The sequence below is a fragment of the Euzebya pacifica genome (assembly GCF_003344865.1).
Taxonomy (GTDB): Bacteria; Actinomycetota; Nitriliruptoria; order Euzebyales; family Euzebyaceae; genus Euzebya; species Euzebya pacifica.
In genome coordinates this window covers 3,208,364-3,232,420 of record NZ_CP031165.1, presented here as the reverse complement: position 1 = coordinate 3,232,420, position 24,057 = coordinate 3,208,364, and the positions used below count along the sequence as shown (strand labels likewise).

Genomic DNA, 24,057 nt, shown 5'->3' with positions numbered 1-24,057 from the left:
CTCCCAGTCGCGGAGATGTCCTTGGGGGTTGTCTAGCATGCGCGCGGTGACCAGACGCATCGGCATACTCACCGGCGGGGGCGACTGCCCCGGACTGAACGCGGTCATCCGCGCCGTCGTACGACGGGCGGAGCACTTCGATGTCTCCGTGTTCGGTTTCCGCAACGGCTGGCGGGGGGTGCTCGACTCGACGGTCGAACGCCTCGACCGCCGGTCCACACAGGGCATCCTCCTGCGGGGCGGGACGGTGCTCGGGACCAGCAGGACCAACCCGATCAGCGAACCCGACGGTGTCGCCCGGATCACCGAGACGCTGGAGGTCCACGAGCTGGACGGCCTGATCGTCATCGGGGGAGAGGGCACCCTGTCGGCCTCGCGGGTGCTGAGCGAGGAGCACGGCGTGCCGATCATCGGCGTGCCCAAGACCATCGACAACGACCTCGGCGGGACCGACTTCACCATCGGGTTCTCCACCGCTGTCGATGTCGCGACCGACGCCGTGGACCGGCTGCACTCCACCGCGGAGAGCCACAACCGGATCATGGTGCTGGAGCTGATGGGCCGCCACGTCGGGTGGATCGCCACCTACGCCGGACTGGCCGGCGGCGCCGACGCCATCCTCGTGCCCGAGCGGTCCTTCGACATCAACAAGGTCTGCCGGCACCTCAAGCGTCGCCACGGCATGGGGCGGTCGTTCTCCATCGTCGTCGTCGCCGAGGGCGCCGTCCCCGCCGAGGGCACCATGGCGCTGCCGGACTACGAGACCGATGACTTCGGTCGGCCGGTGCTGGGTGGCATCGCCAACATCATCGGTCCCGAGATCGAGCGCCAGACCGGGTTCGAGACCCGTGTCACCGTCCTGGGGCACGTCCAGCGGGGCGGCCGTCCCAACGCCACCGACCGGGTGCTCGGCAGCTCGCTCGGCAAGGCCGCCATGGACCATGCGGCCGAGGGCAACTGGGGGATCATGGTCGGCCAGGACGGCGCGCACGTCACCACCGCATCGCTGGGCGAGGCCACCCGCGAGCTGAAGACCGTCCCCTCGGAGATGTTCGAGACGGCCCGGGTGTTCTTCGGATGAGCGTCAACGCCCCCCGCCACGCCGACGGCCTGGTCGACCTCCGCTCCGACACCGTCACCCGCCCCGACGCCGCGATGCGACGGGCCATGGCCGAGGCCGACGTGGGCGACGACGTCTACGGCGAGGATCCGACCGTGCGGCGGCTTGAGGAGACCGCCGCGGCGCTGTTCGGCAAGGAGGCCGGGCTGCTGTGTCCCTCCGGCGTGCAGTGCAACCTCGTCGGGTTGATGAGCCTGGCGACCCGCGGCACCGAGGTGCTGGTCGAGGCCGACGCCCACCTCGTCAACTACGAAGCCGGCGCGGGTGCGATGTTCGCCGGCGTGCAGTTCCGCACCGTGCAGGCGCCCGACGGCCTGTTCGATGCCGACCTGGTCGCCGCCCACATCCGCCCGGACCACTTCCCGCTGACCGCCACGTCCCTCGTAGCGATCGAGCAGACCCACAACCGGCGTGGCGGCACCGCCTACACCCCCGAGGCGCTGGCGGCCATCGGGGCGACGGTCCGCGAGGCGGGCCTGCCGCTGTACATGGACGGTGCCCGGGTGTTCAACGCCGTCGAGGCCACCGGGTCCACCACCGAGGAGCAGGGTCGACAGGTCACGGCGCTGTCGTTCTGCCTGTCCAAGGCGCTCGGCGCACCGGTCGGTTCGGTGTTCGTCGGTCCGGCCGACGTGGTGGACGCCGCACGGGGCTGGCGACGCCGGCTCGGGGGGGCGATGCGCCAGTCCGGTGTGATCGCCGCCGCAGGGCTGGTCGCCCTCGAGCAGGGCCCGGGTCGCGTGGCCCAGGACCACGAGCACGCCCGCATGCTCTACGACGCGGCGCGGGCGGTGCTGCCCGACGACCACCCGATCGCCCCGCCCACCAGCAACATCGTCTACGTCGACGGCGTCGATGCTCCTGCGATCGTGGCGGGCCTGCGGGAACGCGGCATCCTCGCAGGGAGCATGGACCCCACCACGCTGCGGATGGTCACCCACCGGGACGTCGACACCGTCGGCATCACGCGGGCGACCGACGCGCTCAAGACCGTCCTCGCCAGCTGACGCCTGCAGGAGACACCCCCCACATGAGCAGTCCGAACGCCCACCGGCTTCCGCCCGGCCAGTACGAGGCCCGTGGCTGGCCCGTCCTGCACTTCGGCGCACCGCCGGCGGTCGACGCCGCCACGTGGACCGTCACGGCCTCCGGCGCCATCGAACATCCGACCACGTGGACGCTCGAGCAGTTCAGGGCCCTTCCGAGGACCACGCTCACCGCGGACTTCCACTGCGTCACCAAGTTCAGCGTGTTCGACAACGAGTGGCACGGCGTGGCCGCCCGCACCGTGTTCGCCGAGCTGCAGCCCACGGCGGAGGCGTCCCACGTGATGCTGCACGGCGCCGAGGGCTACACCACCAACGTGCCGCTCGACGCGATGCTGGACGACGACGTGCTCTTCGCGTGGCGACGCAACGGCGAGGACCTGACCGTCGAGCACGGCTGGCCGCTGCGGCTGATCCTGCCCAAGCGCTACGCCTGGAAGTCGGCCAAGTGGTTGAGCGGCATCGAGGTCATGGCCGGGGACCGTCGCGGCTTCTGGGAGGAACGCGGCTACCACAACGACGCCAGCCCGTTCACCGAGGAACGCTACTCCTACCAGGAGGGTTAGGGGTCGTGCGCGTCCTCGTCGTCGATGACGAGCCGGACATCCGCTTCATCATCGGGACCAGCCTGCAACGGTGGGGGTACGAGACCGCCGAGGCGACCAACGCCGAGGAGGCCTACGCGATCTGTCGCGACGACCCGCCCGACATCATGCTGCTGGACGTCTCGATGCCCGGGGAGACCGGCATCGAGCTGCTCGACCGCTTGCGTGCCGACGACCTGATCCCCGGCCCGACGGCGTTGCTGTCCGCGGCCTTTCCCGGTCAGCTCGCCGGCGTGGCCGCCGACCACGGCGTCGTCCACCTGCCCAAGCCCTTCGGGCTGGAGGACCTCGAGGACCTCGTCGCCGACCTCGCGAGCCGCGTCACCGGCTGACGCGGCTCTGCAGGCTCACCCTGTCACGCTGCTCCGGGCGCGGGCGACCAGCTCGCGCTGCACGGCCTTGGTCCGGTCGTCCAGCGACACGTGATAGGTGTGGGGGTTCACCAGCCGGCGAACGCCTGCGTCGAGGGTGGCGATGTCGTCGGTGCAACGCCGACGCAGCGTGGCGAGGTCCCCCGACGCCGACGGTGACACCGTGGGCGGGGTCGTCCGACCGTCGAAGACGACCTCGTGCAGCGGCTCGACGCGGGACACCTCCGACGGTGCGATGGTCCGGAAGGCCCCGTCGCGATGGGGATGGTGCAGCCGCATGGGCTGCCCGTCGGCGAACGGGGTCGCGTCGGGCTCGGTGATCACGTCGGCGGTGGCGTGTCCGCGGGTGTCGTAGACCCGCCACGCCCGCTTGCGCCCGGGGATCGGCACCTTGACGGGGTTCTCCGACACCTTCACCGCTGGCTGCCACTCACCGTGTTCGTCCTGCAGCCCCACGAGCTTGTAGACGCCGTCGAGCGCACCGTCGCCCTCGGAGGTGATCAGCCGGGTGCCGACGCCGTAGGTCATGCGGCCGCGGAGCCGGGGCCAGTCCACCCCCTCGCGGTCGGCCTCGTCGGCCATCTGGGTCAGGATCTGCCAGATCGTCAGCTCGTCGAGCTCGCTGGACAGCACGATCCGTGCCTCGGTGAACCCCGCCTCGTCCAGCATCTTCGCCGCCTGCACGCTCAGGTACGCCAGGTCGCCGGAGTCCAGCCGGACCCCACCGGGCGTGTGACCGGCCTCGCGGAGCTCCTCGAACACCGTGATGGCGTTGGGCATGCCCGACCGCAACGTGTCGATCGTGTCGACGAGCAGCACGCAGTCGTCGGGTGCGGACCGGGCGAAGGCACGGAAGGCCTCGAGCTCGCCGCGTCCGTCGGCCATCCACGCCTGGATCAGCGCATGGGCGTGGGTGCCGGCTGACTGCACCCCGAGGGCGACCGAGGCCTGGACGTTGGACGTGGACACGAACCCGCCGACGAGCGCCGCGCGGGCCGCCTCGTCGACGGCGACGCCGGGGCCGCGCCGCATCCCGAACTCCAGCGTCGGCGCCCCCTTCGCGCTCTTCACGATCCTGGCCGCCTTCGTGGCGATCAACGTCGGGTAGTTCAGCATGTTCAGCAGGGCGGTCTCCAGCAGCTGCGCCTGGGGCAGGGGACCGGTCACCACCACGATCGGCAGGTGCGGATGCACGACACGGGCCTCGGGTACGGCCTCGAGCACGAGGTCGCGGAAGTGGCCGTGCTCGGCGAGCCAGTCGAGGAACGCCGGTTCGAAGACGGGCGCACCGGTGGAGGTGGTGAACCGCGAGAGGGCGTCCACCTCCGCGTCGGTGACGTGCACGTCCTGCATCCACTCCAGCAGCGGCCCGAGTCCCGTCGCGACGCAGAAGCCCGCCTGGTGGCTGCCGTAGTCGGGGTTGGAGCGGTAGAAGTAGTCGAACTGCGCCAGCCGGTCGGCCAGGCCCTCGCGGACGTGGACCTGCGCCATGGCCAGCTGGTAGTGGTCGGTGAACAGCGGGCCGCGGCCCTCGCGGAGGCTCACACCAGGCCCCGGACCGACACGCCGGCCTCCTGCATGGCCGCCACGGCTGCGGCGCCGTCGCCGGGGGACAGGTCGACGGCGCGGCACAGGTCGGCCCGGACCGTGGTCTCCAGACCGGCCTCGACGGCGTCGAGGGCCGTCGCCTTCACACAGACGTCGAGGGCCAGGCCGACGACGACCACCCGGGTGATCCCGCGTGCCGACAGGTAGGCCGCCAACCCCGTCGGGGTTGTCGCCCCGGTCGTCGGGTCGGCCACGCCGAAGGCCGAGTACCCGTCCTCACCGCCGGTGCCCTTGCGCAGGATCAGGTCGGCGTCGCGCGACAGGTCACGGTGCAGCGCCGCCCCCCAGGTGTCGCGGACGCAGTGGACGGGCCAGACGCCGCCGTCGGTGGCGAAGTGCGGTGTCGACGGCGGATGCCAGTCCTGCGTGGCGACCACGGTGCTGCCGGCCGGCCTGGCGGCGGCCACGAGGGCGTTGATGCCCGGCACGATGGCCTCACCATCGGGGACGTAGAGCCCCCCGTGGGGGTCGGCGAAGTCGTGCTGGACGTCGACGACGAGCAGGGCAGTCGACGGGTCGAGGTGAAGATCGGTGTCCATCGCCGCAGAGACTACGGCGCGACCGGCCGGTCACCTCGCCTGCGGTCCGGAGGCACCCCCCGCTGGGTAGGCTCTCTGGACACGATGACGGCCGAGACCTGTGACCACTGCGGCGCCGACCTGGGCGATGCCGCGCGGTTCTGCACGGAGTGCGGTACCCCCGTCGGCGGACGTCCGATCGAGGCCTCGGAAACCACCGGCGTCCACGACGGCGACGAACCGCCTGCCCGCCTGGTGGAGTGCGAGGTGTGCGGGGCATCCAACGCCGCCAGCCGGCCGCTCTGCGCGCACTGCGGCACCCCCCTGCGCGAGGAGGTGCCGGGCGGGGATGCGCTGCCCGACGACTGGTCGGCCGACCCACCGGACCCCGGCACCGCCCCCGCCCCTCGCGGTCGGGGGCTGGACACCTCCCCGGTGCTGCTCAGCCTCGTCCTGCTCGCCGGCCTCGTGACCGCCGGCGTGCTGCTCGCCCTGGTGACCTCACAGGTCCGCCGGACGGACGGCCCGCCCGTCGCGGCCGGGGTGGCACCCAGCGGCGCAACGGCCTCCAGCGTGGTGGAGGGCCACCGCGCGCTGCAGGCCATCGACGGTGACGCGACCACGGCGTGGCACGAGGGCGCCGACGGCCCGGGAACGGGGGAGTGGCTGGAGGTCCAGCTCCCCGGCCGGACGGAGGTCCGCCGCGTCCTGGTGTGGAACGGCGACCAGGCCGACGAGACGTCGTTCGCGGCGCACGGACGGGCGGCCGGCATCCGCATCGAGGTCGGTGGCCGGCAGTTCCGCGTCGACCTCCTCGACATCGACGGGCCGCAGGCCGTCGACCTGCCCGACGGCGTCGTCGACGACCGGGTACGGCTGGTCGTCGAGGCCGTCGTGGGCGAACAGCCCGAGCTCGCCATCAGCGAGGTGGTCGTGGAGACGTCGGCCGACTGACGACCGGGTCAGCTGGCGACGAAGTAGAAGATCTGGATCGAGTCGCCCCGCTGGATGGTGGTGCCCGGTTCGGGGATCTGCCGTTCGACCTCGTTGACCGAGCCGTAGGTGAACGGCCCCAGCGTCGGCTGCGGGCTGCTCTCCTCGACCAGCTCGACCTCGGCGAGGCCAGCGACGGCGTCACGGGCCTGCTGGACCGACATGCCGCGCAGGTCGGGAACCTGCAGGCTGAGCGGTCCACGGGATACGACGAGGGGGACCTGGGTCAGCGCGTCCACGCGCTCGGCCGGCGCCACCCCCTGGGCGATCACCGTGCCGCGTTCGGGGTACTCGTCGGACCACTCCTCGGTGACCGTGGGGGACAGCCGGACGGCCTCCAGTGCGGCGGTGGCGTCCTCGGCGGTGCCGCCGACCATGTCGGGCACGTCGACCTGCTCGATCCCGAGCGACAGCGTCACCGCCACGACCGACCCCTCCTCCACCGGGGAACCAGCCGGAGGTGACTGGGCCAGGACGTCGCCCTCCGGCACCGTGTCGTGGTGTTCCTCGGCGATCTGCAGGTCGAAGGCGTGGGTCTCGCGCAGCAGCGACTCGACGTCGGCGAAGGGCTGCAGCTGGACGTCGGGCATGTCGATGACCCGGGGGCCGAGGGACAGGATCAGCTGGACGACCTCGCCGGCACGCAGCTCGGTGCCCTCGCTGGGGGACTGGCCGGTGACGATGCCGGCAGGCACGTCGAGGCGGTGCTCCTCCTCGGCGATGTCGACGCGGAGGTCGACCGCCTGCAGCTCGGCGACGACCTCGGCCTGCGGTCGGCCGGTCAGGTCGCCGAGGATCGTCGTGGGCACGAGGACGGTGTCGTAGAGCAGCCAGCCGCCGGCGCCGAGCAGGCCGAGGACGACGAGGGAGATCAGCACCATGCCGACGCGGCGAGGCCAGCGGCGTGGGGGCCGCTCCGGGGCGGGACGACGGCGGGCCGCGAGGTCCTCCTCGGCCGTGCGGCGGGCCGGTCGGGTCGGCAGGGCCGAGGTCTCGGCCAGCTCGCTGGGCAGGACGAGGGTGTGCATCTGGCCGTCATCGGCGAGGTGGGTCACGGCGGCCGGGGGGCTGTCGACGGCCTCGCGGAGCGCACGGCCCATCGCCGCGACGTCGGGGAACCGACCGGCGGGATCACGTGAGGTTGCCCGGGCGATCACGGCGTCCATGGCCGGGGTGACCTCGGGGGCGTAGCGGCTGGGCGGCGGCACGTCCTCGTTGGCGTGCCGCAGGGCGACGGCCATGGGGGTGTCGGCCGGCAGCGGCTTGCGGCCGGTCAGCAGCTCGTAGGCGACGACCGCGAGGGCGTACTGGTCGCTGGCCGGGGTGGCCTCGATCCCGTCGACGAGCTCGGGGGCCAGGTAGTGCACGCTGCCGACGAGGGTGCCGGTGGCGGTGTGGCTGGTGGCCGCCATCACGCGGGCGATGCCGAAGTCGGCCAGCTTGGGGCTGCCCTCGGCGGTGATCAGCACGTTCTCGGGCTTGACGTCCCGGTGGATCAAGCCGATGCCGTGGGCGGCGTGCAGGGCGTCGCAGAGCGGCTCGATGACCGCAAGCACCTGTGCGGGGTCCAGCGGGCCGTGGGTGGCCAGGACCTCGCGGAGGCTGGGTCCGTCGATCAGCTCCAGGACGATCCACGGCAGGTCGGTCTCGCCCTGGTCGTAGACCCCGACCACGTGCGGGTGGCTCAGCGAGGCCGCGTGGCGGGCCTCTGCGGCGAACCGGGTGCGGACCTCGGGATCGTCGGCGAGGTGCGGATGCAGCACCTTGACGGCGACCGGACGGTCCATCTGGGTGTCGGTGCCCCGCAGGATCGTGGCCATGCCTCCGGCGCCGATCCGCGAACCGAGGCGGTACCGGCCGGCAAGGATGCGCGTCTTCTCACCCGCCGTGTCGGCGGGGACGGACGTGCCTGGGGCCGGAGTGGACACCCACTGAGTGTAGGTTGGCCGGGTGCCAGAACCTGCTGACCTCCCGCCCGAGTCCGATGCCGACGGGCCAGTGTCCGACGAACTGCACGACGGGTTGCTGTCGCTCGACTTCCATGCGGTGCAGGCCGACCGCAAGGGTGTCGTGCAGTACGCCCGGCGACCGAACCGGTTCCTGACCGAGTGGGTCCACGACGACGGCGAGGAGCTCCTGTTCACCTGGGAGTTCGACCTCGGCGAGTTCTGCAAGGCCGTGGACTGGCAGATCGGGGCGGCCGAGACGTCCTTCCAGATCCTGTTCCCGCAGTTCGACGTCCGCATCGCCCGCGACCTGGAGGCCGTGGCGATCGAGGTCTCCCGCCTCGAGGAGCAGATGCGCACCCTCGACCTGTCCGACCCCTCGTTGTAGCCCCGCCTACCCCGCCGGCGGCAGGACGACCGTCACCCGGGCCCCGCCGGTCGGGGCGTCACCGATGGAGACGGTGCCGCCGTGCAGCGAGGTCAGCTGGGCGACCAGCGGCAGGCCGAGCCCGCTGCCGGGTCGGTTCGTGGCGTCCGCACCTCGGGTGAACCGTTCGAAGGCCCGGTCGCGTTCCTCGAGGGGGAACCCGGTGCCGTCGTCGTCGACGGTCAGGGTCACGGCGTCGTCGGCCAGCGCGACCCGGACGGTGATGTGTCCCTCGGGACGGCCGTGGATCGCGGCGTTGCGCAGCAGGTTGTCCACGATGCTGCGCAGCCAGGGCCGGGCGCCGCGCACGGCTGCCGGACGGTCGCCCAGCACCGCGTCAACCGTGACTCCCGGATGCCGCTGACGGGCCGCGTCGACCGCCTCGTCGACCACGTCACGCAGGTCGAGCGGCTCGACGTCGCCGAGCAGTCCGGCGTCGGCCCGAGCCAGCGTCTGCAACGACGCCAGCAGGGTCGACAGCCGTCGTGTCTCCTCGGCGATCTCCAGGACGACCTCCTCGCGCATCTCCGGGGGCATCCCCGCGTTGCGGACGAGGGTGTCGAGGGCGGCCTGCATGGCGGTCAGCGGGGTGCGCAGCTCGTGGCCGGCATCGGCGGCGAACCGACGGGCGGCGTGCAGCGCGGCTTCCCGGCCGGCACGGCTGCGTTCGAGCCGGGCGAGCATGGTGTTCAGGCCCTCCGCGACGGCCGCGACCTCTGTCGGCGCATCGTCGACGGTCACTCGCGTCCGCAGGTCCTCCGTGGCGGCGACGCGTTCGGTGCCCTCGCGGAGCTGCCGCAGCGGCCGGGTGGCCAACCCCGTGACCACGAACGTGGCAAGGCCGGTCAGGAGCGTGGCGACCGTGCCGACGAGCAGGAACCGGTTGCGCAGCGACTCCTGCGCCTCGTCGACCAGCAGGCTGGCGTCCGCGCCGATCTGCAGCGTCACCCCACCGGGTCCCTCGGGTTGGGTCCGCAGCAGGTACGTCGTCCCCTCGTCGGTGAATCGCGAGACCCCGACGTCGGAGACCCGTGCGGGCAGGTTCGCTGGTGCGTCGCCGAGGGTGGCCAGCACGTCGTCGTCCTGCCGGACCACCAGGAAGTAGCCCCGTCCGAGGGTGCGTTCGGCGGTGATCCTGAGCTCGGCCAGCGCACCGAACGTCCCGTCCTGGTTCTGGTCGTTCTGGGACTGGCCGCCCGGGCGCGGCCCGAAGCTGCCGGGCCGGGTCCCCCGTCCGGCCAGCTCCAGCTGCTCGAGGCGGTCCTGGAGGTCATCGCGCAGCCGCTGCTCCTCCGCACGCCCCGTGGCACCGACGATCACGGTGCCGGTCAGCAGGAACGCGATGGCCACCACGAGGACCGACATCAGCGCGACCCGGCCGCGCAGGGTGCGCATCAGGGGTGGAGGGTGTCGGCGGGCCGCAGGACGAACCCGATGCCGCGCTTGGTGTGGATCATGCGGGGTTCCCCTTCCGACTCGGTCTTGCGGCGCAGGTACCCCACGAAGACGTCGACGACGTTGCCGTCCGCCGCGAAGTCGTAACCCCAGACCATCTCCAGCAGCTGTGCACGGGACAGGACGATGGAGGCGTGGGCGGCCAGGGCCTCGAGCAGGTCGAACTCGCGGCGGGTGAGCTCGATCTCGCGGCCGGCCCGGGTGACCAGCCGTCGTGCAGGGTCCACGACCAGGTCACCGACAACCATGGTCTGCTGACCGCCGGGACGATCGTTGGAGCCCGCGCGGCGCAGCAGGGCGTGCAGGCGTGCGACGAGCTCCTCCAGCGCGAACGGCTTCACCACGTAGTCGTCGGCGCCCGCTTCCAGGCCAGCGACCCGGTCGGTCACCTCGTCACGGGCGGAGAGCACGCAGATCGGGAAGTCGTGACCGTCGGCGCGCAGTCGTCGGGCCACGGCTGCGCCGTCGACATCGGGCATGCCGATGTCGAGGATCATCACGTCGGGCGCCTGGCGACGCACCGCGTTCAGCGCCGCCAGGCCGCCATCGGCCGTCCGCGGGCTGAATCCCTCCAGCGTCAGGGCTCGTTGCAGTGATCGCAGGATGCCGGCGTCGTCGTCGACGACGAGGACGTCGGGGCCGTCGCCGGACGCACCGTTTCGGGGGGAGGAGCCTTGGGTGACCACGTTGGCAGCGTGCCATGGCCGTCTGAGAATTGCCTGTGAGTCGGTCGACCCCGGGGGAGCGACTACGCTGTGCGCCCAAATGAGCTCGGATGTGGTGATCGTCGGCGCCGGTGTGATCGGCCTGACCTGCGCATGGCGGCTGGCGGAGGCCGGTGCGACGGTACGGGTGCTCGACCCGTCCCCTGCTCGTGGTGCCAGCTGGGCAGCCGCGGGCATGCTGGCCCCGGTCACCGAGCTCCACTACGGCGAGGACGCCCTGCTGCAGCTCAACCTGGCCGCCGTGGACCGCTGGCCCGCACATGCCGCCGCGCTGGCCGCTGCGGGGGTGGATGTCGGCTACGTCGAGTGCGGCAGCCTGCTGGTGGCCCGTGACGCCGACGACGCCGCCGAGCATCGCCGGCTGCTGGCCGTCCAGGAGCAGCTCGGCATGGACGTGGAATGGGTGCGCAGCCGCGACCTGCGCCGGCTCGAACCCGCGCTGTCCCCGTCGGTTCGCAGCGGCATCCGCGTGGACGGTGACCACCAGGTCGACAACCGCGCGCTGGTGGAGGGACTGCTGACGCTGTGCCGGTTCGACGGCCGCGTCACGGTCGACACCGACACGGTCGCTGCCGTCCAGCGTGACGACGGGCGGGTCACGGGCGTCGCGACGGGCGACGGACGCACCGTGCGGGCCGACCGTGTGGTGCTGGCGGCCGGTGCCCGTTCGGGGCTGGTCGACGGGCTCGACCTGCCCGCCCCCGTCCGCCCGGTGAAGGGCCAGCTGCTGCACCTGCGCAACACCGGCGGACCGCTGCTGCGCCGCAACATCCGTGGCGAGGACTGCTACATCGTCTCCCGGCCCGACGGCCGTGTCGTCGTCGGCGCGACCATGGAGGAGCAGGGCTTCGACGACCGGCCGACGGCCGGCGCCGTGCGCGACCTGCTCCAGGCGGCGTGGGAGCTGGTGCCCGGCCTGGCCGAGGCGACGTTCGTCGAGGTGGCCGTGGGCTTCCGGCCCGGGAGCCCCGACAACGCCCCGCTGATGGGTCCGCTGCCGGGCCACGAGGGCCTGGTCGTGGCAACCGGGCACGCGCGCAACGGCGTGCTGCAGAGCGCCCTGACCGCCGAGGCCGTCGTCGCCTGGGTGACCGGCACGGACGTGCCCGATGCGGTCGTTCCCTTCGCCCCCGACCGGATCGCGAGCCCTGCCGCATGACCACGCCGATGACCATCGTGCTCAACGGGCAACCCGCCGAGCTGGATCCCGACGCCACCGTGGCCGACGTCGTGACGTCCCTCGGACACGACCCGTCGTTGCCCGGCGTCGCCGTCGCGATCGATGGCGTCGTCGTCCGCCGGGCCGACTGGCCCCACACCCCCCTCGCCGACGGTGTCGTCGTCGAGGTGCTCACCGCTGTGCAAGGAGGCTGCTGATGGCCGATGATCCGCTCCGCATCGGAGGGGTCGAGCTGACCTCCCGCCTGATCATGGGCACCGGTGGTGCCCCGTCGCACGAGGCGCTGCACGAGGCGCTGGTCGCGTCGGGCACGCAGCTGACGACGGTGGCCCTGCGCCGCCTCGACCCGAGGGCCGGTGGGTCGGTCCTCGACGTCATCCGCGACGCGGGCATCAGGGTCCTGCCGAACACCGCCGGCTGCTACACCGCGACCGAGGCCGTGAAGCTGGCACGGATGGCGCGCGAGGCGCTGGAGACCGACTGGATCAAGCTCGAGGTCATCGGTGACGACCGGACCCTGTTCCCCGACCCCGTCGAGCTGCTCGACGCGGCGGAGACCCTGGTCGACGACGGCTTCGTCGTCCTGCCCTACTGCGGTGACGACCCCATCATCGCCCGACGGCTGGAACAGATCGGCTGCGCTGCCGTCATGCCGCTCGGGGCGCCCATCGGATCGGGGGCGGGCATCCGCAACCCCTACAACCTGCGGATCATCGTCGAGCAGGCATCGGTGCCGATCATCCTCGACGCGGGCATCGGCACGGCCTCCCACGCGGCCCTGGCGATGGAGCTCGGCTGTGACGCCGTCCTGTGCGCCAGCGCGATCACCCGCGCCCAGTCCCCGGCACGCATGGCACGGGCGATCGCCGGTGCGGTGGAGGCCGGCCGGCTGGCCCGCCTGTCCGGGCCGATCCCGGAACGCCTGTACGCCGACGCATCGTCGCCGGACTACGGACGTCCGGACCTGACCTGACCGGCGGGTACCCTGCGGGCACATGCAGGGTGAGGACACGACGCCGATGACCGACACCGAGACCGACGTGCACGAGCCGTTGGTCGATTTCGTGGCGCTTCGCCGCCGGGTGGGGGCGACGATGATGCCCCTGGCCGGGTTGTGCCTGCTCGGCGCCGTCGTCGACGGGGCCATCCGCGGGTTGACGTTCGAGCTGATGGGACGGTGGTTCGGCATGTTCGTGCTGCTCGCCGTCCTCGTCGCCGCCGTTGCCACTGCCCTGCATGCCCTGTCGGGGGCGAGCCGAGCCGAACAGCGGGGCGAGCGCCTCTCCTCACCCGACGTCGGCCTGACCCCCCGGAAGATCGAGGGTCGCACGTTCGTCTCGGCGTACGAGCACGCGGTGACCCCGCCAGCCGCGCCCGACGAGGACAGCGCGGACGCAGACACGACCGACGACACCGCCGGAGACCATGGACCCCGCTGACCGACGGTCCCGGCTGGCCGACGCCGGGCTGTACCTGTGCGTGGGCGCACGCCCCGACCTCGAGTCGCTGCTCGATGCCGTGCTGCCCGCGGGCGTCACCATCGTGCAGCTGCGCGAGAAGGACGGTGACGACGACCTGCGCCGTCGCGCAGGTGCGGTGATGCGCCGTGCGGCCGACCGGCACGACGTCCTCTTCGTGGTCAACGACGACCCGGCGCTGGCCGTCGAGCTCGGCGCCGACGGGGTGCACGTCGGGCAGGACGACACCTCGCCCGAGGCCGCACGGTCGATCGTCGGGCCCGACGTGGTCATCGGCCGTTCCACCCACGCCGTCGACGAGGTCGACCGGGCCCAGCACGAGGACTGTGACTACTTCGCGGTCGGTCCGGTCTCGGCGACGCCGACCAAACCGGGTCGGGACGGCATCGGCCTGGAGCCCATCCGCCACGCCGCCCGGGTGGGCACCAAGCCGTGGTACGTCACCGGCGGCATGACGCCGGAGACCGCCGGGCCGATCCTGGACGCCGGTGCCCGCGGGCTCGTCGTGGTCCGCGGGTTGACCGAGGCCGCCGACCCGGCGGACGTCGCGCGACGGATGGCCACGATGATCGCCTACCGGCGCGCCCTGGACGCCACCGCCGGCTGAACGGGGACCGAGGCCCCCGGACCTTCAGCGCCTCAGGCGGTCAGGCCCTCCAGCATCGACCGCAGGATCGGCTCGGGCATCGGGCCGTCGAGGCGGCCGGCGATCACGCCGTCCCCGCCGATGGTGAAGAACCACGGCTCGCTGGGCAGGCCCCATGCCTCGACCGCGGGAACCAGCGGCGTCGTGGGCGCCTCGGCACCGACCGGTGCCTCCGCGAAGATCTCGGAGTGCACGAAGATGGTGTCGCCCCAGTCGCCGTCGCCACGGATGGCGTCGAGCGTGGAGACCGACGGACCACACACGGCGGTCTGGCAGAACTCCGGGGTGGCGAACATCATCGCGACCGGCCGACCGGTCTCCAGCGCCTCGTCGAGGCTCATCTCGTGCATGCCGCAGGGCGGGTCCTGGGTGCAGACCGCGAACACGCCGAGGTCGTCCTCGGTGGTGGCGGTGCGGGCGCTGATCGCGGCCTCGCCGGGCACGGCGACCCGGCTGTTGGACGGGTCGACGACCTGGATGGAGGCCACGCCGTGGTCGTCGCCGACGGTGGCGACGACGTCGTACAGCCCCGGCTCCTCGATGGTGGTCTGCAGGTAGTAGATGCCCTGACCCGTCTCCGTGGCGGGGGCGAAGGACGCCGCCAGCGGCCCGGCCACGACCTCGGCCGTCTGATCTGGCGCGGTCGCGATCGTCCGCAGGTAGACCTGTACGTCGGCGTCATCCAGCGGCGTGTTCTCCAGGTCACGGATCCCGAACGCCAGCCAGCGGTCGGGGCCCGACAGGAACTCCAGCGACGCGGCCTGCACGAACAGCGACTGCTCGGCCTCCACCGCCGGGACGCCATCCCCCGAACCGCAGGCCGTGCCGAGCACGGTGAGGCCGGCGGCGGCGCCGATTCCGGTGAGCAGCTGACGACGGTGCATGGTGAACAACCTCGGAGGCGGGGGAGCGGAGCGTGGCCGCAGCACATCGACCCCCCTGGTCATGGCTGCGTTCGTGCGAGGATAGCGCCCGCACGGCCCGACAGCGGCCGCCGGATGCGGTGGACGCACACGGCACGGCAGACTCGCCTCGTGCGCGCCCTTCCCTCCCTCCTCGCAGGCCTGCTGACCGCGGTGCTGCTGACGGTGGCGTGCACCGATGGATCGGGTCGCCCCGAGGTGCGCCTCGGCGTCGGCGCGACCGTCGAGCAGCGTGCCCTGGCCGGCCTGACCCGGGTCACCCTGGAGGAGCTGGGGCTGGAGGTCCGGGTCGTCCCCGACATCGGTGACACCGTCGACGTCCGCGCGATGATGCTCGACGGCGACCTCGACCTGTACTGGGACTACACCGGCGCGGCCTGGTCGCTGGGGCTTGGCCGGGCACAACCGTCGGCGGACCCCCGTGAGTCGTTCGAGGCCGTCCGGGCGGCGGACGTGGCCAACGGGTTGCGCTGGTACGGACCGACGCAGGCCAACGCCACCCTCGCGCTGTTCGTCCGTGCGGCCGAACGCCCGGCCGACGACGCCGGCACCATGTCGTGGTTGGCCGGCCAGCTCGCCACCGTCCCGGGGGGCCTGTGCGCCGACGAGGACTTCCTGAACCGGCCCGCCGGGTACGCCGCGCTGGCCGACGCGTACGCCATCGCCACGACGTCGGTGTCCACCGTCGCAGCCGGGGAGGCGAAGGCCATCACCTCCGTCGCGAGCGGGGAGTGCTACGCGGCGCTGGCCACCGCCACGTCCGGCACCGCCGTCAGCGCCGGCCTCCTGCCGGTCATCGACGACCAGGGTGTCTTCCCCGCCTTCGTCGTCGCCCCCGTGGTGCGCGAGGGCGGTCGGGCCGACACCGAGGCGATCACGCAGGCGCTCGACGAGGTCTCGGCCCGCATCGGCACCCTCGACCTGGCAGAGCTGAACGCTCGCGTCACCGCGGGGGAGGACCCCGCCGAGGCTGCAGCGGACCTGCTGGGCGCGGAGTGAGCGCTGCGGGATCGCGGCGCTGCGCGGGTAGGGTGAACGGCCGTGGAACGTGTGAGCCTGACCGACCAGGTCGTCGCTGAACTGAGGGAGGACATCCTCGGTGGCGTCCTGCGGCCGGGAACCTCCCTCCGCGAGGTTGCGCTGAGCGAGCGGTTCGACGTCGCCCGATCGACCATCCGCGAGGCCGTCAAGGGCCTGGTCGCCGAGGGACTGCTGTCCCACGAGCACCATCGGGGCGTGGTGGTCATCGAGCACACGGTCGCCGACGTCGAGGACCTCCTCGGCGCCCGCATGATGATCGAGCGCGCGATCGGGGCGGCGGGGCCACACACCCACGACGCCGCGGCAGCCGCGCTGGAGGCCATGCAGGAGGCCGTGCGGGCCAAGGACTGGCGTGCAGCCGCACGTGCTGACGAGGAGTTCCACCACGGCCTCGTGCAGGCGCTCGGGTCCCCCCGGATCGCGGCCTTCCACAGCCAGATGCAAGCGGAGATGCGGCTGCTGCTGGTCACCGCCGAGGGGCGGGAGCCCGAGACCGACAAGGTTGCCGAGCACGCCAACCTGCTCGAGCTGGCCCGAGCCGGCGACCGCGACGGGTATCTCGCCGCGGCGCGGCGTCACCTGCAGCGGTCCCGTCCGACGTTGCTCGCCGTCGCCAAGCAGCCTGCCGACGCGCCCTCCTGACCCTCGCCGATCGGCCTCGTCAGGGGTCGACCCTCGACAGGTCCGCTCGTTGCCAATATGATTGTCGGACAATCAGACAGTCAGACGATCGAGGAGGTCAGGAATGGTCCAGGAGACTCGCGCGCTGGGGTGGGGACGTCGGTACATGATGTGCCCCCCGGACCACTTCCAGGTCGCGTACGCGATCAACCCCTGGATGGGCGGGACCGTTGACCCCGATCGAGCGATGGCCGAGTGGCAGGACCTGGTCGACACGATCCGCAGCGCCGGGGGCGAGGTCGAGGTCAACCCGGCCCAGCCCGGACTTCCTGACATGGTCTTCAGCGCCAACGCTGGTGTGGTCGACGGCACGACCTTCATTGCCGGTCGCATGCGCCACGCCGAGCGGGTCGAGGAGGTCGGTCACGTCTCCAACTGGGCCATCCACAACGGCTTCGACGTCCAGGCCCTGTCCGACGGCGCGCTGCTGGAGGGCCTCGGGGACGCCATGCCGTTGGCCGACGCCATGGTCGTGGGTTACGGCGCACGTTCCAACGAGATCGCCCATGCCGACCTGCACCGCCTGACCGGCCGCGAGATCATCCCCGTCCACCTCGCCGACCTGCGCTGGTACCACGTCGACCTGACGCTGTGCCCCCTGGACGACCAGCGCGCCATGGTGTTCCCGGACGCCTACGACGCCGTCGGTGCGGCCAGGGTGCTGGACCGCATCCCCGAGCCCCTGGTGCTGACCGAGGACGAGGCGTCGACCTTCGCCGCCAACTCCATCGTCGTCGGTTCCACCGTGATCATGCCGGCCGCCCCGCTGCGCGTCGGCCGCCAGCTCGAGGCCTGGGGCTTCGACGTCGTGGTCGTCGAGGTCGGCGAGTTCGCGAAGGCCGGTGGCGCCGTGCGCTGCCTGACCCTTCCCCTGGACACCCAGCTCAGCGTGGTGCCCAGCACGATCGAGCCCAGCCCCCTGGAGGCCGCATGACCGCTGACCTGACCACCGCACCCACCGCCGTTGGGTCCGCCGCCGAGCGACTGCTCGACCTCGAGGACCGTCACGGCGCGCACAACTACCACCCGCTGCCGGTCGTCATCGCCACCGCCGAGGGTGCGTGGGTGCACGACGCCGACGGTCGTCGGTACCTCGACGCCCTCGCCGCGTACTCGGCGGTCAACTTCGGGCACGGCCACCCCGACCTGATCGCCGCCGCCAAGGCCCAGCTCGACCGGGTGACGCTCACCAGCCGGGCGTTCCACAACGACCAGCTCGGGCCGTTCTGCGCTGAGCTCGCCGAGCTGTGCGGCATGGACCGGGTCCTGCCGATGAACACCGGCGCCGAGGCCGTGGAGACCGGGATCAAGACGGCGCGCAAGTGGGGGTACGAGGTCAAGGGCGTGCCCGACGGGCAGGCCGAGATCATCGTGATGGAGGGCAACTTCCACGGTCGCACCACGACCATCGTGTCGTTCTCCGACGACCCGGTCGCCCACGACCACTTCGGGCCGTACACCCCCGGGTTCGTCCGGGTGCCCTACGGCTCGGCCGACGCCATCCGGGACGCGATCACCCCCAACACCGTCGCCGTGCTGCTCGAGCCCGTCCAGGGCGAGGCCGGCGTCGTCGTGCCGCCGGCCGGCTACCTGCAGGCGGTCCGCGACATCTGTGACGAGCAGCGCGTCCTCATGATCGCCGACGAGATCCAGGCCGGCCTCGGCCGGACCGGCAGGACCTTCGCCTGTGAGCACGAGGGCGTCGTGCCCGACCTGTACCTGCTGGGCAAGGCGCTCGGTGGCGGGATCGTGCCGCTGTCGGCGGTCGTCGGCAGCGACGAGGTGCTCGGCGTGTTCGGACCGGGCCAGCACGGGTCGACCTTCGGTGGCAACCCGTTGGCCTGCGCCGTCGGACGCGAGGTCATCGCGTTGCTGAACACGGGGGAGTTCCAGCAGCGCGCCGCCGAGCTCGGGCAGCGCATGGCCGACCGGCTTGCCGCGGCAGACCTGCCCCGCGTCAAGGAGATCCGTGCCCACGGGCTGTGGCTCGGGGTGGAGATGGTCGACGCCGACCCGTCCGCCCGTGCCCTGTGCGAGCAGCTGCTCGAGCGCGGCCTGCTGGCCAAGGACACCCACGAGACGACCATCCGCCTGGCCCCGCCGTTGGTGATCACGGCGGACGAGGCCGACTGGATAGTCGATCAGCTGATCGCGGTGTTGTAGCTCAGCTGATCGCGGTGATCTCCGCGGCGCACGTGGGGCTCAGGCCTCGTCGCGCAGCGCGTAGGCGAACAGCTCGTCCAACGGCACGGCCACCCCGCAGGCGTCCAGCACGTCAGGTGGGGTGGCCGTTTGCGTGCTCGCGTAGCCGTCAGTGGTGGGGTTGGTGTGGACCACGACCAGCTGGTCCCGCAAATCCACCACCCAGTACTCGGGGATCCCGGCCCCCGCGTAGATCGACGGCTTGACCACGAGGTCGCGGTGGTGGCTGCTCCACGTCAGCTCGATGGCGAGCAGCCCGCCGTGTGGCATGTCGTCGGCCTGGAGGTCGGGCCAGCGTTCGTCCACGACCAGCAGGTCCGGTTGGGGCTGGGAGATGTTGCTGGCAGCGACGGGTAGGGCGGGATTGGTGATGAGGCCGTCGCGCAGGCCCCGCACGACGTGCCGGGTGAGCCAGGCCATCGCCAGGATGTGCGGCTTGCCCATCGCCTGCATCTCGACGATCACCCCCTCCAGCAGCTCGACCCGACGATCCTCGAAGTAGCCGGCCTCGTGGAGCGTGCGGTACTCCGCCCGGGTGATCCGGTGGACGTCCGGCTCGAGCGCCTGCGCCATCGTGCTCATGGGGATCATGCTGTTCGCTCCTCGGCGAACCCGTCAACGCGGGGGTGTGGAGAACCCTGTCCGGTCGAGTGTGCACCGGTCCGAGCGGGGCTGCGAGGATCGTGGCGTGACCACGACCATCGTCTTCCTGCATGCCCACCCCGACGACGAGGCGATCTTCACCGGCGGGACGATGGCCCTGCTCGCGGCGGCGGGGTGTCGGGTGGTGCTGGTCACCGCCACGAAGGGGGAGGAGGGGACGCCGCGGTTCCCCCTGCCGGCGGGGGAGTCGATCGCCGACCGGCGCGAGGCCGAGACCCACGCCGCCGCGGAGTTGCTGGCCGTCGACGCCGTGCGATTCCTCGGGTTCCGCGACTCGGGTGTGGCGGGCAGCGACGCGCAGGACCACCCGCTGGCCTTCGGGGCCTGTGATGTCGAGGACGCGGCCGACCGGCTGGCCGCGATCTGCCGCGAGGAGGGGGCGGATGTCCTGGTCCACTACGACCCGGGTGGGATCTACGCGCATGCCGACCACCTGCAGGTCCACCGGATCGGCGCTCTCGCGGCGGCCAGGGCCGGGATCGCCACGACGTACGAGGCGACGGTGGACCACGAGTACCTGCACTTCGTCGACGTGCACCTCGTCGAGGGCGCGAACCGGTCGCTGGAGTCGCGCAAGTCCATCGGCCTGCCGACGGCGATGATCTCCACCACCGTGGACTGCCGCGCGGTGCTGGAGACGAAGTGGCGGGCGATGGCCGCCCATGCCAGCCAGATCCCCGACGCCGACCCGATGGTGCCCCCCGAGCAGTTCGCCGATGTGTACGGATGGGAGTGGTTCGTCCGCCACGGCCCGCCCGGACCGATCGATGCCCTGCCGTCCTGACGAGGTGGCCGTCCTCATGGGCGCGTGCACTGAATTGCCCCGGCGTTCACCTTTTCCTCACGGGGAGTGCTCAGATGTCCTGTGTGGGTGACGATGGGGCGGTAGGCGTCTTCGTGTGCCCGATCCCCAGTGGAGTTGTCTCGATGCTGCAGCCAACCTTCCGTCCCATCATCAGCGTGATCCGCGTGACCCCCGATCGTTCCTGTGTCGAGGTCAATCTCGACATGGAGGGCATGGTCGCGTCGGGGTTCGGCAACGTGATCGGTGACGACACGATGCGGGCTGCTGGTGTGGCGACCTGTGAGGCCGTCGACCGGTTGCTCCCGGACGGCTACGAGCTGTCGCTCGCGTGGGTCGAGCTGTTCAAGCGGACCGACGACACGGGCGAGGGCCATGCGGTGATCAACGTGGCCGTCGAGCTGCGAACCCTGGGTCGAGCCCATCCCGAGACGTTGCTCGGTGCAGCGCTGGTGCATCACGACGTCGAGGTTGCCGCGGTGCGTGCCACGCTGGACGGCCTCACCCGCCGACTGGCGCCCGCCATCCTGGGCTGACCCCCGCACGGGAAGGGCGCGGCCCCAGGGGGAAGGGCGCGAAGGGTCACCCGTGCGCCCGAAGCCGTCCCGATCCGACCTTGTCGCCCCACTCGAACAGGTGTACGATTGCCGTTCCCGCAGGGACGAGTGATCGCCCCTCGGGAGACCGTCCGTGAGGGCGGGTGGCACACGCGGGGAAGGCGTGGGCCACCCGCCGTCACCGTCCTTCCCGCACGGTCATCGAACGCCCCCGGCGGCACCGCCGGACGAGCTGGAGGTGACAGGGATGACGGAGTGGCCACGATGACGAAGCGGTACCGCGAGGCGGTGACCGTGGAGACCGAGGCGGTGTCGGTGGAGATCGACGGCGCCCAACCTCCTCCGACCGGGTTCACCTGGCGGGGTGGCCGGTACCGGATCCTGACGGTGCTCGGCCACTGGCGCGAGGACGCGGCGTACTGGTCGGGTGGGGGAGTGGAGGTGCCCCAGCGCGACCTGTGGCGCGTCGAGGCGCAGAACGGCTCACCGTCACGCGGGATCTACGAGCTGGTGGCCGAGGACGGGCAGTGGCGCCTGGATCGCGTGTGGGACTGAACGGCCACCGACGATCGGTACGCTGGTCACTCCGCGCTCGCGACCGATCCAGAGGTGTCGTCATGTCCACTTCCACCAAGGGCCCCATCGTCATGCCCGACATCGACGAGCAGACCCGCGTCGAGGAGCGCGAGGTCACCACCGACGAGGGCGACCACGATCGCTTCGCCCACTACGTGTGGGGCAAGAACCCCAAGGCCATGGTGACCGAGTCGATGGTCACGGGCGTCCCGATCCGCGCCCTGTGCGGCAAGAAGTGGGTCCCCAGCCGCGACGGCTCGAAGTACCCCGTCTGCCCCGACTGCCAGCGGGTGAAGAACCAGCTTCAGGGCGGCGGCGGTGGCGGCGAGGACTGAGCACCCAGCTCGATGACCTCAGCCCTTCTGGCGTGCAGGATCGGTTCGGTGTAGCCGGACGGTTGGGTGCGACCGCGGAGCACGAGGTCCCTGGCGGCGCTGAAGGCGGGGCCGTTGGCATCCGGCATCATCGGCACGTACCCGGGGTTGTTCCGGTTCTGGTCGTCGACCACCTGGGCCATTCGGCGAAGCGTGTCCTCCACTTCCTGTTCGGACACGATCTGATGGTGCAGCCAGTTGGCAACGTGTTGGGAGGAGATGCGGCACGTCGCCCGGTCCTCCATGAGTGCGGTGCCGTGGATGTCGGGGACCTTGGAGCAGCCGACGCCCTGTGTGATCCATCGGCTCACGTAGCCGAGGATGCCCTGGAGGTTGTTCTCGAGCTCGCTGCGCCGCTCCTCTGCGCTCCATCGCGGGTGCTCGACGACGGGAGGCTCGAGGAGTTCTTCGAGGGTGCGGTTCCGCCGCCGCCGGAGCGCGTCCTGTCGCTCGTGGACGTCGACCCTGTGGTAGTGGATCGCGTGGAGTGTCGCCGCGGTTGGTGACGGCACCCATGCGCAGGTCGCGCCGCTCTCGGGATGTCGGACCTTCTCGGTCAGCATGGCGGCCATCTCGTCGGGCGCTGCCCACATGCCCTTGCCGATCTGGCCATGACCGGGCAGGCCGACGGCAAGTCCGACATCGACGTTGTGGTCCTCGTAGGCCTGGAGCCAGGTCGCGGACTTCATGTCGGCCTTGCGACGCACGGGTCCGGCCTCCATGCACGTGTGGATCTCGTCGCCCGTGCGGTCGAGGAACCCGGTGTTGATGAAGACGATCCGGTCCGACGCCTCGGCGACGCAGGCCGTCAGGTTCAGCGTCGTGCGGCGCTCTTCGTCCATCAGGCCGATCTTCATCGTCCTGGGGGGCAGGCCCAGCATCTCCTCGACCGCACCGAACAGATCCACGGTGAAGGCGACCTCGTCGGGGCCGTGCAGCTTCGGCTTGACGACGTGGACCGAGCCGTCCCGCGAGTTGCGCAGGGCCTCTGGTCGGTTGCGGTCGTGCTGGGCGATCAGGGCGGTCATGACCGCGTCGATGATTCCTTCGGGGACGTCCTCACCGCGTCCGGTGCGGACCATGGGACTGGTCATCAGCAGCCCGACGTTGCGGACGAGCATCAACGCCGTGCCGCGCACCGTCAGGGGGCTGCCGTCCGGCCCGTTGACGGCCAGCGGTGGGGCGAGTCGTCTGGTGAACGAGCGACCGTCCTCGTGGACCTCCGCGGTGAGGTCGCCCGTCATCAGACCGAGCAGGTTGCGGTACACGCCGATCTTGTCGGCGGTGTCCACGGCCGCGACGGAGTCCTCGGCGTCCATGATGACGCTCGCGGCGGCCTCGAGCTCGATGTCGCGCACTCCAGCGGAATCGGCCGCGCCCACCGGGTGGGTGCGATCGATCAGGATGCGAAGCCCGAGGTCGTGGTGGACACACCACACGGCGCTGGGATCCTCCACCGACCCCTCGTAGCCGAAGAAGGCGCCTGGGTCCTCCAGGCCGACGTCCCCGTCGGCCGCCGTCACGACCAGCCGTCCCTCGCGGATGCGGTAGGCGCTGGCATCTCGGTGGCTCGCACCCACGAGGGGAACGATCTCGTCCAGCAGTGCACGGGCCCACTGGACCACGCGTCGGCCGCGGGCTGCGTCATACGGCCCCGCTGGTGGGGGGTCGCCCAGCACGTCGGTGCCGTACACGGCGTCGTACAGCGACCCCCATCGTGCGTTGGCTGCGTTCAGGGCGTACCGGGCGTTGTCGACCGGCACGACGAGCTGGGGAGCAGCCAGACGCGAGAGCTCTTCATCCGCCACGTCGGTGGTGACGGTGACGGCCCCCGGTGTCGGCCGCAGGTAGCCGATGTCGGAGAGGAACGACCGATGCGCGTCCACGTCGAAGGGCTGCCCTCGTCGACTCCGATACCAATCGTCGATCGCGTCCTGCAGCCGCGCCCGCTCATCCAGCAACTCCCGGTTGCGCGGAGCGAACCTCGCCACGACGTCAGCGAACCCCGACCAGAAGCGGTCCGGCGTGATGTCCAGTCCGGGCAGGACCTCCGATTCGACGAACCGTCTGAAAGGTTCCTCGACGACGATGCGCTCGCCGGTCCCAGCGGTTGCCATGGG

At 71.7% G+C, this 24,057-nt stretch carries 27 protein-coding genes; 19 read left to right on the top strand and 8 right to left on the bottom strand.

The features are described from left to right. The first annotated feature begins 46 nt into the window (after positions 1-46). From DVS28_RS13785 to DVS28_RS13770, 4 genes are read left to right on the top strand one after another with little or no spacing between them, the layout of a single operon-like run. Positions 47-1,081: a 6-phosphofructokinase gene (locus tag DVS28_RS13785; RefSeq protein WP_216826028.1), complete on the top strand. Its 1,035-nt coding sequence runs from the start codon at positions 47-49 to the stop codon at positions 1,079-1,081. Beyond that, positions 1,078-2,127, top strand: a complete 1,050-nt coding sequence (locus DVS28_RS13780) for a threonine aldolase family protein (protein WP_114591961.1) — start codon at positions 1,078-1,080, stop codon at positions 2,125-2,127. Before DVS28_RS13785 ends, DVS28_RS13780 begins: the two co-directional genes overlap by 4 nt. 23 nt (positions 2,128-2,150) lie before the next feature. After that, complete coding sequence (locus DVS28_RS13775) at positions 2,151-2,732, top strand: sulfite oxidase-like oxidoreductase (RefSeq protein ID WP_114591960.1); 582 nt, start codon at positions 2,151-2,153, stop codon at positions 2,730-2,732. Between the two features lie 5 nt (positions 2,733-2,737). Then, positions 2,738-3,103, top strand: a complete 366-nt coding sequence (locus DVS28_RS13770; RefSeq protein ID WP_164710516.1) for a response regulator — start codon at positions 2,738-2,740, stop codon at positions 3,101-3,103. Between the two features lie 15 nt (positions 3,104-3,118). Here the strand turns inward: DVS28_RS13770 and DVS28_RS13765 are convergent, their stop codons facing one another. Together DVS28_RS13765 and DVS28_RS13760 are read right to left on the bottom strand one after the other, a co-directional pair. Then, positions 3,119-4,687, bottom strand: coding sequence for a nicotinate phosphoribosyltransferase (locus DVS28_RS13765; RefSeq protein ID WP_216826027.1), 1,569 nt, complete (start codon positions 4,685-4,687; stop codon positions 3,119-3,121). Then, positions 4,684-5,289 (bottom strand): isochorismatase family protein, encoded by a 606-nt coding sequence (locus tag DVS28_RS13760; RefSeq protein WP_114591958.1) that lies wholly within the window; start codon positions 5,287-5,289, stop codon positions 4,684-4,686. The genes DVS28_RS13765 and DVS28_RS13760 overlap by 4 nt, the downstream gene beginning before the upstream one ends. Before the next feature lie 84 nt (positions 5,290-5,373). Between DVS28_RS13760 and DVS28_RS13755 the strand changes: the two genes are divergently transcribed. Further along, the gene (locus DVS28_RS13755) at positions 5,374-6,222 is read left to right on the top strand and encodes an NADase-type glycan-binding domain-containing protein (RefSeq protein ID WP_114591957.1); all 849 of its coding nucleotides are present in this window, start codon (positions 5,374-5,376) and stop codon (positions 6,220-6,222) included. Positions 6,223-6,230: 8 nt separating this feature from the next. On the opposite strand, the gene DVS28_RS13750 is transcribed toward DVS28_RS13755, so the two are convergent. Next, on the bottom strand, positions 6,231-8,189 hold the full coding sequence (locus DVS28_RS13750) for a Stk1 family PASTA domain-containing Ser/Thr kinase (RefSeq protein ID WP_164710515.1): 1,959 nt from the start codon (positions 8,187-8,189) through the stop codon (positions 6,231-6,233). Between the two features lie 22 nt (positions 8,190-8,211). Here DVS28_RS13750 and DVS28_RS28420 point away from each other — a divergent pair, with 22 nt between their 5' ends. Continuing rightward, positions 8,212-8,595, top strand: a complete 384-nt coding sequence (locus DVS28_RS28420; RefSeq protein WP_164710514.1) for a hypothetical protein — start codon at positions 8,212-8,214, stop codon at positions 8,593-8,595. A 6-nt stretch (positions 8,596-8,601) separates the two neighbouring features. Here DVS28_RS28420 and DVS28_RS13745 read toward each other — a convergent pair whose 3' ends face one another. Both DVS28_RS13745 and DVS28_RS13740 read right to left on the bottom strand, forming a co-directional pair. After that, positions 8,602-10,029, bottom strand: a complete 1,428-nt coding sequence (locus tag DVS28_RS13745; protein WP_114591955.1) for a sensor histidine kinase — start codon at positions 10,027-10,029, stop codon at positions 8,602-8,604. Beyond that, positions 10,029-10,775: a response regulator transcription factor gene (locus tag DVS28_RS13740; protein ID WP_114591954.1), complete on the bottom strand. Its 747-nt coding sequence runs from the start codon at positions 10,773-10,775 to the stop codon at positions 10,029-10,031. The genes DVS28_RS13745 and DVS28_RS13740 overlap by 1 nt, the downstream gene beginning before the upstream one ends. Before the next feature lie 79 nt (positions 10,776-10,854). Here DVS28_RS13740 and thiO point away from each other — a divergent pair, with 79 nt between their 5' ends. The 5 genes from thiO to thiE are packed head-to-tail and all read left to right on the top strand — an operon-like array spanning position 10,855 to position 14,079. Next, positions 10,855-11,973 carry a glycine oxidase ThiO gene (thiO, locus tag DVS28_RS13735; RefSeq protein WP_114591953.1) on the top strand — a complete coding sequence of 373 codons (1,119 nt, stop codon included), beginning with the start codon at positions 10,855-10,857 and terminating at the stop codon, positions 11,971-11,973. 8 nt (positions 11,974-11,981) lie between these two features. Continuing rightward, the gene (gene thiS / locus DVS28_RS13730; RefSeq protein WP_114594179.1) at positions 11,982-12,191 is read left to right on the top strand and encodes a sulfur carrier protein ThiS; all 210 of its coding nucleotides are present in this window, start codon (positions 11,982-11,984) and stop codon (positions 12,189-12,191) included. Continuing rightward, a complete protein-coding gene (locus DVS28_RS13725; protein ID WP_114591952.1) occupies positions 12,191-12,967 on the top strand; it encodes a thiazole synthase in 777 nt (258 codons plus the stop codon). The genes thiS and DVS28_RS13725 overlap by 1 nt, the downstream gene beginning before the upstream one ends. Positions 12,968-13,013: 46 nt before the next feature. Then, on the top strand, positions 13,014-13,433 hold the full coding sequence (locus DVS28_RS13720) for a hypothetical protein (RefSeq protein WP_164710513.1): 420 nt from the start codon (positions 13,014-13,016) through the stop codon (positions 13,431-13,433). Beyond that, the gene (gene thiE / locus DVS28_RS13715) at positions 13,420-14,079 is read left to right on the top strand and encodes a thiamine phosphate synthase (protein ID WP_114591950.1); all 660 of its coding nucleotides are present in this window, start codon (positions 13,420-13,422) and stop codon (positions 14,077-14,079) included. The genes DVS28_RS13720 and thiE overlap by 14 nt, the downstream gene beginning before the upstream one ends. A 32-nt stretch (positions 14,080-14,111) precedes the next feature. Here thiE and DVS28_RS13710 read toward each other — a convergent pair whose 3' ends face one another. After that, positions 14,112-15,002, bottom strand: a complete 891-nt coding sequence (locus DVS28_RS13710) for a hypothetical protein (RefSeq protein WP_114591949.1) — start codon at positions 15,000-15,002, stop codon at positions 14,112-14,114. A gap of 150 nt (positions 15,003-15,152) precedes the next feature. Here DVS28_RS13710 and DVS28_RS13705 point away from each other — a divergent pair, with 150 nt between their 5' ends. From DVS28_RS13705 to rocD, 4 genes are all read left to right on the top strand, one after another. Further along, positions 15,153-16,040: a glycine betaine ABC transporter substrate-binding protein gene (locus DVS28_RS13705; protein ID WP_164710512.1), complete on the top strand. Its 888-nt coding sequence runs from the start codon at positions 15,153-15,155 to the stop codon at positions 16,038-16,040. Positions 16,041-16,082: 42 nt separating this feature from the next. Further along, positions 16,083-16,724, top strand: a complete 642-nt coding sequence (locus DVS28_RS13700; RefSeq protein ID WP_114591947.1) for a GntR family transcriptional regulator — start codon at positions 16,083-16,085, stop codon at positions 16,722-16,724. Positions 16,725-16,827: 103 nt separating this feature from the next. Further along, on the top strand, positions 16,828-17,697 hold the full coding sequence (locus DVS28_RS13695; protein ID WP_114591946.1) for a dimethylarginine dimethylaminohydrolase family protein: 870 nt from the start codon (positions 16,828-16,830) through the stop codon (positions 17,695-17,697). Continuing rightward, entirely contained in the window at positions 17,694-18,926 is a 1,233-nt protein-coding gene (rocD, locus tag DVS28_RS13690) for an ornithine--oxo-acid transaminase (protein ID WP_114591945.1), read from the top strand. Before DVS28_RS13695 ends, rocD begins: the two co-directional genes overlap by 4 nt. Before the next feature lie 39 nt (positions 18,927-18,965). Here the strand turns inward: rocD and DVS28_RS13685 are convergent, their stop codons facing one another. Continuing rightward, positions 18,966-19,556, bottom strand: coding sequence for a Uma2 family endonuclease (locus tag DVS28_RS13685; protein WP_114591944.1), 591 nt, complete (start codon positions 19,554-19,556; stop codon positions 18,966-18,968). Between the two features lie 97 nt (positions 19,557-19,653). Here DVS28_RS13685 and DVS28_RS13680 point away from each other — a divergent pair, with 97 nt between their 5' ends. The 4 genes from DVS28_RS13680 (at position 19,654) to DVS28_RS13665 (ending at position 21,898) form a co-directional block, all read left to right on the top strand. After that, entirely contained in the window at positions 19,654-20,412 is a 759-nt protein-coding gene (locus DVS28_RS13680; RefSeq protein WP_164710511.1) for a PIG-L deacetylase family protein, read from the top strand. 143 nt (positions 20,413-20,555) lie between these two features. Next, entirely contained in the window at positions 20,556-20,966 is a 411-nt protein-coding gene (locus DVS28_RS13675; RefSeq protein WP_114591942.1) for a hypothetical protein, read from the top strand. A gap of 285 nt (positions 20,967-21,251) precedes the next feature. Continuing rightward, positions 21,252-21,542: a DUF6504 family protein gene (locus DVS28_RS13670; RefSeq protein ID WP_164710510.1), complete on the top strand. Its 291-nt coding sequence runs from the start codon at positions 21,252-21,254 to the stop codon at positions 21,540-21,542. A 62-nt stretch (positions 21,543-21,604) separates the two neighbouring features. Then, entirely contained in the window at positions 21,605-21,898 is a 294-nt protein-coding gene (locus DVS28_RS13665; RefSeq protein ID WP_216826025.1) for a DUF3039 domain-containing protein, read from the top strand. Here the strand turns inward: DVS28_RS13665 and DVS28_RS13660 are convergent. Next, positions 21,868-24,054 carry a malate synthase G gene (locus DVS28_RS13660; RefSeq protein ID WP_114591940.1) on the bottom strand — a complete coding sequence of 729 codons (2,187 nt, stop codon included), beginning with the start codon at positions 24,052-24,054 and terminating at the stop codon, positions 21,868-21,870. The two genes, DVS28_RS13665 and DVS28_RS13660, sit on opposite strands and share 31 nt — an antisense overlap. Between the last annotated feature and the right edge of the window lie 3 nt (positions 24,055-24,057).

What these genes read in the sequence shown, in the direction of transcription:
- DVS28_RS13780 (WP_114591961.1), top strand. Translation starts at nt 1,078, where the DNA reads ATGAGCGTCAACGCCCCCCGCCACGCCGACGGCCTGGTCGACCTCCGC.
- DVS28_RS13775 (WP_114591960.1), top strand. Translation starts at nt 2,151, where the DNA reads ATGAGCAGTCCGAACGCCCACCGGCTTCCGCCCGGCCAGTACGAGGCC.
- DVS28_RS13760 (WP_114591958.1), bottom strand. Translation starts at nt 5,289, where the DNA reads ATGGACACCGATCTTCACCTCGACCCGTCGACTGCCCTGCTCGTCGTC.
- DVS28_RS13755 (WP_114591957.1), top strand. Translation starts at nt 5,374, where the DNA reads ATGACGGCCGAGACCTGTGACCACTGCGGCGCCGACCTGGGCGATGCC.
- DVS28_RS13745 (WP_114591955.1), bottom strand. Translation starts at nt 10,029, where the DNA reads ATGCGCACCCTGCGCGGCCGGGTCGCGCTGATGTCGGTCCTCGTGGTG.
- thiO (WP_114591953.1), top strand. Translation starts at nt 10,855, where the DNA reads ATGAGCTCGGATGTGGTGATCGTCGGCGCCGGTGTGATCGGCCTGACC.
- thiS (WP_114594179.1), top strand. Translation starts at nt 11,982, where the DNA reads ATGACCATCGTGCTCAACGGGCAACCCGCCGAGCTGGATCCCGACGCC.
- DVS28_RS13725 (WP_114591952.1), top strand. Translation starts at nt 12,191, where the DNA reads ATGGCCGATGATCCGCTCCGCATCGGAGGGGTCGAGCTGACCTCCCGC.
- DVS28_RS13720 (WP_164710513.1), top strand. Translation starts at nt 13,014, where the DNA reads ATGACCGACACCGAGACCGACGTGCACGAGCCGTTGGTCGATTTCGTG.
- thiE (WP_114591950.1), top strand. Translation starts at nt 13,420, where the DNA reads ATGGACCCCGCTGACCGACGGTCCCGGCTGGCCGACGCCGGGCTGTAC.
- DVS28_RS13710 (WP_114591949.1), bottom strand. Translation starts at nt 15,002, where the DNA reads ATGCACCGTCGTCAGCTGCTCACCGGAATCGGCGCCGCCGCCGGCCTC.
- DVS28_RS13695 (WP_114591946.1), top strand. Translation starts at nt 16,828, where the DNA reads ATGGTCCAGGAGACTCGCGCGCTGGGGTGGGGACGTCGGTACATGATG.
- rocD (WP_114591945.1), top strand. Translation starts at nt 17,694, where the DNA reads ATGACCGCTGACCTGACCACCGCACCCACCGCCGTTGGGTCCGCCGCC.
- DVS28_RS13685 (WP_114591944.1), bottom strand. Translation starts at nt 19,556, where the DNA reads ATGATCCCCATGAGCACGATGGCGCAGGCGCTCGAGCCGGACGTCCAC.
- DVS28_RS13675 (WP_114591942.1), top strand. Translation starts at nt 20,556, where the DNA reads ATGCTGCAGCCAACCTTCCGTCCCATCATCAGCGTGATCCGCGTGACC.
- DVS28_RS13670 (WP_164710510.1), top strand. Translation starts at nt 21,252, where the DNA reads ATGACGAAGCGGTACCGCGAGGCGGTGACCGTGGAGACCGAGGCGGTG.
- DVS28_RS13665 (WP_216826025.1), top strand. Translation starts at nt 21,605, where the DNA reads ATGTCCACTTCCACCAAGGGCCCCATCGTCATGCCCGACATCGACGAG.
- DVS28_RS13660 (WP_114591940.1), bottom strand. Translation starts at nt 24,054, where the DNA reads ATGGCAACCGCTGGGACCGGCGAGCGCATCGTCGTCGAGGAACCTTTC.